2 protein-coding genes and 1 pseudogene are annotated in these 4,728 nt (G+C 65.1%); 2 read left to right on the top strand and 1 reads right to left on the bottom strand.

Annotated features, from left to right (window positions below; translation table 11 throughout):
- Positions 1–3,280: pseudogene (locus tag VN004_RS20140) on the bottom strand (hypothetical protein); the annotation flags it as partial.
- A 459-nt stretch (positions 3,281–3,739) separates the two neighbouring features.
- Between VN004_RS20140 and VN004_RS20135 the strand changes: the two are divergent.
- Together VN004_RS20135 and VN004_RS20130 are read left to right on the top strand one after the other, a co-directional pair.
- A complete protein-coding gene (locus VN004_RS20135) occupies positions 3,740–4,129 on the top strand; it encodes an Hpt domain-containing protein (RefSeq protein WP_325613959.1) in 390 nt (129 codons plus the stop codon).
- Between the two features lie 204 nt (positions 4,130–4,333).
- The coding region (locus VN004_RS20130; RefSeq protein WP_325613958.1) for a caspase family protein at positions 4,334–4,728 on the top strand (395 nt) is incomplete at its 3' end.

Here is a 4,728-nt window from a genome sequence, read left to right as displayed (position 1 = left end):
CTTGCTCGGCACGCTCGATCACCGCATCGGCGAAGGCGCGGGTGCGGCCTTCGACCTGGGTCGCGGCCTGGTCGACGCGGTCGGCGATGACATCCACCGCGGCCCGCGTGCGGCCTTCGATCTGAACGGCGGCATGCTCGGTCCGCTCGGTGAGAACCTCGGTTGCCGCACGCGCTCGCGTTTCAAATTGCGTTGCCGCGTAATCGGCGCGCTCGGTCAGGATGTCGGTCACAGTCCGCGTGCGGCCCTCGACCTGCAGCGCCGCGTTCTCGGCGCGTTCGGAGATCGCATCGGTGGCCGCGCGGGCGCGTCCCTCGATATGCGCGACGACCTGCTCGGCGCGGGTGGAGATCTCTTCGCTCGCGGTCCTGGTACGGCCTTCGAGCTGCGCGACGACCTGCTCGGCGCGGGTCGATATCTCCTCGCTCGCGGTTTTGGTGCGGCCTTCAATCTGCGCAACGACTTGTTCGGCGCGGGTCGACATCTCATCGCTCGCGGCCTTGGTGCGGCCTTCGATCTGCGAGGCGACATGGTCGATCCGCACGACGAGGTCCTCACTCGCGGCGCGGGTGCGGCCCTCGATCTGCGAGGTCACGAGTTCGACGCGTGAGGTGATGTCGTCGGTCGCGGCCTTGGTGCGGTCTTCGATCTGCGAACTCACGAGTTCGATGCGGGAGGCCAGATTCTCGCTCGCGGCCTTGGCGCGATTTTCGATCTGCGACGCGACGCTCTCGGTGCGTTCGAGCACCACATCGGTTGCCGCGCGGGTGCGCTGTTCGAGTTGCGCCGCGGCATGTTCGGCGCGCGTCGTAAGCGTCTCGCTTGCATCGCGGGTGCGGGCTTCGACATGGCCGGCGACCTTGTCGGCGCTCTCGGCCAGGAGTTCGCTGGCGGATTTGACCCGGCCTTCGACCTCCAGCGACATCTTGCTCGCGCGGTCGGCCAGGAATTCGGCGGCGAGCTTCACGCGGGTTTCGACGGTCTGAACGGTGGTGTCGGAGCGTTCGAGGAGCTTTTCGACCGCGCCGGTGCTGGCGCTTTCCAGCGAGCGAACGGCCTGGCTCGCTTTTTCGACCAGCGCTTCTGCGACGCCGAGACCGCGGCTTTCGAGCTGGCTGGTGGCTGCCTCGGTGCGCGTGACCAGCAATTCTTCGAACTTGCTGATGCGGGAATCGAGATTGCCGGCGATCTCGGTCGCACGCACGCCGAGCACCCTGTCGATCTCCTCGGCCCGCGAGGAGAGCGTCTCGGACAGCTTGCCGCCGCGCGAGTCGATCGCCTCCGTCACACTGGCAATGCGGGCCTCGAGGGCGGAGACGACCTCCTTGCCGCCTTCGGCCAGCGTCTTGGCGATTTCGAGCACACGGCCGCCGAGCGCCTCGTTGAGGTTCTGGCTGCGGCTGTCGAGCGCTTCCTGGAAGCGGACCAGACGCTGGTCGAGCGCGTCGGTGATTTCGCCGGTCTTGCCTCCGATCCGCTGGTCGAAATTGTCGATGCAGGACCGCATCGCGTCGGTGACGGATTGCGTGCGGTCTCCAAGCCGTTCGACGAGTTCGGCGCCGTGCAGCTTCACGGTGCGATCGAATTCGCCGAGATGGCGGGTGATCAGATTGCCGAGGGTGGAGGAATCGTTGGCAATGCGTTCGGCGAGAGCCGCGCCGCCCTGCGTGAACATTTCCTCGAAGGAGACAAGCCGCGCCCCGAGCATTTCCTTGAGCGCGTCGCCGTGCGTGCCGATCGTGCCGGCGATGCCGTCGGCCGACGAGCGGAAGGTTTCCATGACCTCGTCGCTGCGCGACAGGATGGTTTCGGTGATGCTGGAGCCAGTCTGTTCGAGCTTCTGCACGACGTCGCCGCCGCGCAGGCTGAGATCGAGCACGAGCGATTCACCGGTGGCCCGCAACGTCGAGTTCACTTCCTCGCTGCGCAGGGTGAGGCTTTCCGCGATCTGGTCGGCAACTTGCGTGAGGTTCTCGGCTGTCTGCGCCGAAACCTGCAGCAGGCCAGCGGAGATTTCGCTCGCACGTTCGCTCATCAGCTCGGTGATGGTGGTCGATCGCTGCGAGAAATCGTTGGTCACGTTGGCGAGCCGCAGTTGCATCATCTCGATGAGATTCTGCGACAGCACGTCGAATTCCTCGGCAATATGCTCGGTCTTGAAGGCGAGGCTGGCGTTGAGCCGCTCGGCCGCAGAGTCGATCGCCGCGGTGGTCGCGTATCCGGAATTTTCGATGGAGCTCGCTGCCGACTGGCTGATCGCGTCGACGGCCTGCGAGGTTTCCTGCGCGGTCTGCTGCAAGCGCTCGAGAATTTCCCCGGCGCGTTCGCCGAGCTGGGCGAGCATCTCGTCGCTGACGCGATTGAGCGTGGTTGTGATATGCGCGGTCTTCTCCTGAAGATCGCGGGTGATGCCGTCGGTCACGGATGCGACCTGGGATGCGACCTGGTCGCTGATCCCGGTGATGTCCTGATTGAGATCGAGATGCACGCCGGTGATCGCGTTGCGCACCTGTTCGGCCTGTCCGATCAGGCTGTCGCGCTGCGTGGCGAGATCGTCGAGGAGGCCGCGAATGCGAACTTCATTGTCGTTGTAGGCGCGTTCGAGCGCCGCGACTTCGCTCTGCACCAGCGATTCCAGTTCAGCCGCGCGCGCCAATGCGCGCTCCACGCCGTCGCCCATGGCCGCGACCTCGCGGCGGATGGCCTGACCGACGGTGACGATGGATTCCCGCGCGATCCCTTCCGGCTCCGAGAGCCGGAGCGCGACTTCAGCCATGGATTGCGACAGCGCGCGCATTTCGCGCGAGCGCTGGATCATGTGCGCGACGGTGAAGAAGAAGCCGACCGGCGCAAGGAAGGTGAGCAGAAGCGCCAGCAAGGTCGGTGCGAAGTTCTGCTGCAATTGCGGCAGATACGGAAGCGTCAGGATGATCGCAAAGACGCACCAGGCCACCGAAAGAATGCCAGCGGCGATGAAGAGTGGCTTGGACGAAGGAATCCGCGTCGATTGGAGAATCTGGCCGACCGACTTCCAGTCATCGTTCGCCGGTTGTCCCGGAACGACGTCCGCAGGTGCGTCCGGGATGCTCAGTTCTTCGTCGAGCCGGGCGATGGCTTCAGGCGACGGGCGCCGCGAAGGTTTTGGCTTGGTATCGGCGGCGGGCTTGCGGGCTTCCTCCCGCGCGGGTGCGGTTGCCGTTGTTATTGCGGGTTCGGATGCGGCCGGGGCAGGGGGCGGAGTGTCAGCGGCCTGGCGCGAAGCCGCTGCTGGGCTGTTCATCTCCGCGTCTCTGACTTTCAGTGCCTCCTGGATTGCCGCCATGGCCGCTTCAGTTGGATCCACGACCTTCTTCGGGTTGTTAGACATTGGTTCCCCGCCTCACTGACACAACAGGCACAATCCGCCAGGCGGGGTCCGAACATCCCGAAACCCCCGGCCGGTCCATCCCGCCGCCGAAGGTTCTGAAATCCAAGACAAAAGCCGCCAGTGGCTATCCTACCGGCTTGCCGTGCCGAATAAAACTCTCTGCATTAAGTCCTTCTTAATCATCGTTAACAGTGTGGCTTAAACGCTGTGCGATTTCGGCACAGGTGCGGAACCCTGTCGGCTCACGCCCGGTTAACCACCGCAGAACTTGGCCAGCCCTGACGGCGTCTTATCGGCCATTTTTTACCCCGCTTTGGCCGATTACGGGCCAAATTGTCGGGATAGGAGCCGATAGAGCTCCGGAGGCGTGCGATGATTGAGATCACACAGACGGCGCTGGATTCCGTCAAGGCGCCCCCCCTTGTCCCGGGGGACCGGCCGATTGACCTTGTCCACCTGTCGCGGATGACGCTCGGCGACCGTGCGCTGGAGCGCGATGTGCTGGAGCTGTTCGAGCGTCAGGTCGGCCTGCTGATGGAGCGTATCGAGAAGGCGCCGGCAGCGGTGGCGGCCGCCGCCGCCCATACCCTGAAGGGTTCGGCGCTCGGGATCGGCGCCTTTGCCATGGCAAGGGCTGCGGCCGCGGTCGAGGCGGCGGCCAAGGCCGGCGACGTCGAGGGCTGCCGCGCGGGTGTGGATAACCTCCGTGCTGCCGTTGGCGAGGCGAGGACCGAGATCGCCGGACTGCTCAGCTTCGCCTGAGAGAGCTGCCCGTAGACCTGGCCTAAGATCTGGCCCTACCTGGTCCTAAGACCTGGTCCAAGACTTGGCCGGCAACGGCCAGCCGGTCACCGCCAGCGATCTCCCGATCCGTTGCTGTTCCGCAGCGTGCTGCGGGCCGATTTGCAAAGAATGGCCGACCGATTAATCTGGCCTCCTACGCAAGCGGCGCCGCGGGATCTGGCCATGTTTCGTCGCTATCCGATTGTGGTCAGCGGCGCCACCGCAATGGCGGCCCTCTCAATCGCATCGACGATCGTGTGCGCGATGCTGCTGTCCGCAGCGCCGGCGCAGGCGAAGCGCGTTGCGCTGGTGATCGGAAACGGCGCCTACAAGAGCGTCGCCCCGCTCGACAATCCCGGCAACGATGCCGCCGATGTCAGCGCCGCCTTCGATCGGCTTGGATTCGAGGTCCTGAAGGTGAATGACGGCACCTTCGACGCGATGCGGCGGGGTCTTCTGGATTTCGCGCGCAGAGCGCGCGGTTCGGAGATCGCCATCGTGTTCTATGCCGGACACGGCATGGAGGTGGGCGGGGAGAATTATCTCGTCCCGGTGGATGCCGAGCTCAAGGCCGATGT

This window comes from Pseudorhodoplanes sp., from assembly GCF_035565855.1.
Classification (GTDB): domain Bacteria; phylum Pseudomonadota; class Alphaproteobacteria; order Rhizobiales; family Xanthobacteraceae; genus Pseudorhodoplanes.
The sequence above is the reverse complement of the archived record's forward strand: the minus strand, read 5'-3'. Positions and strand labels throughout refer to the sequence as shown.

Bases quoted from the DNA above. Each gene is read 5' to 3' on its own strand.
- VN004_RS20135 (WP_325613959.1), top strand. From the start codon at position 3,740: ATGATTGAGATCACACAGACGGCGCTGGATTCCGTCAAGGCGCCCCCC.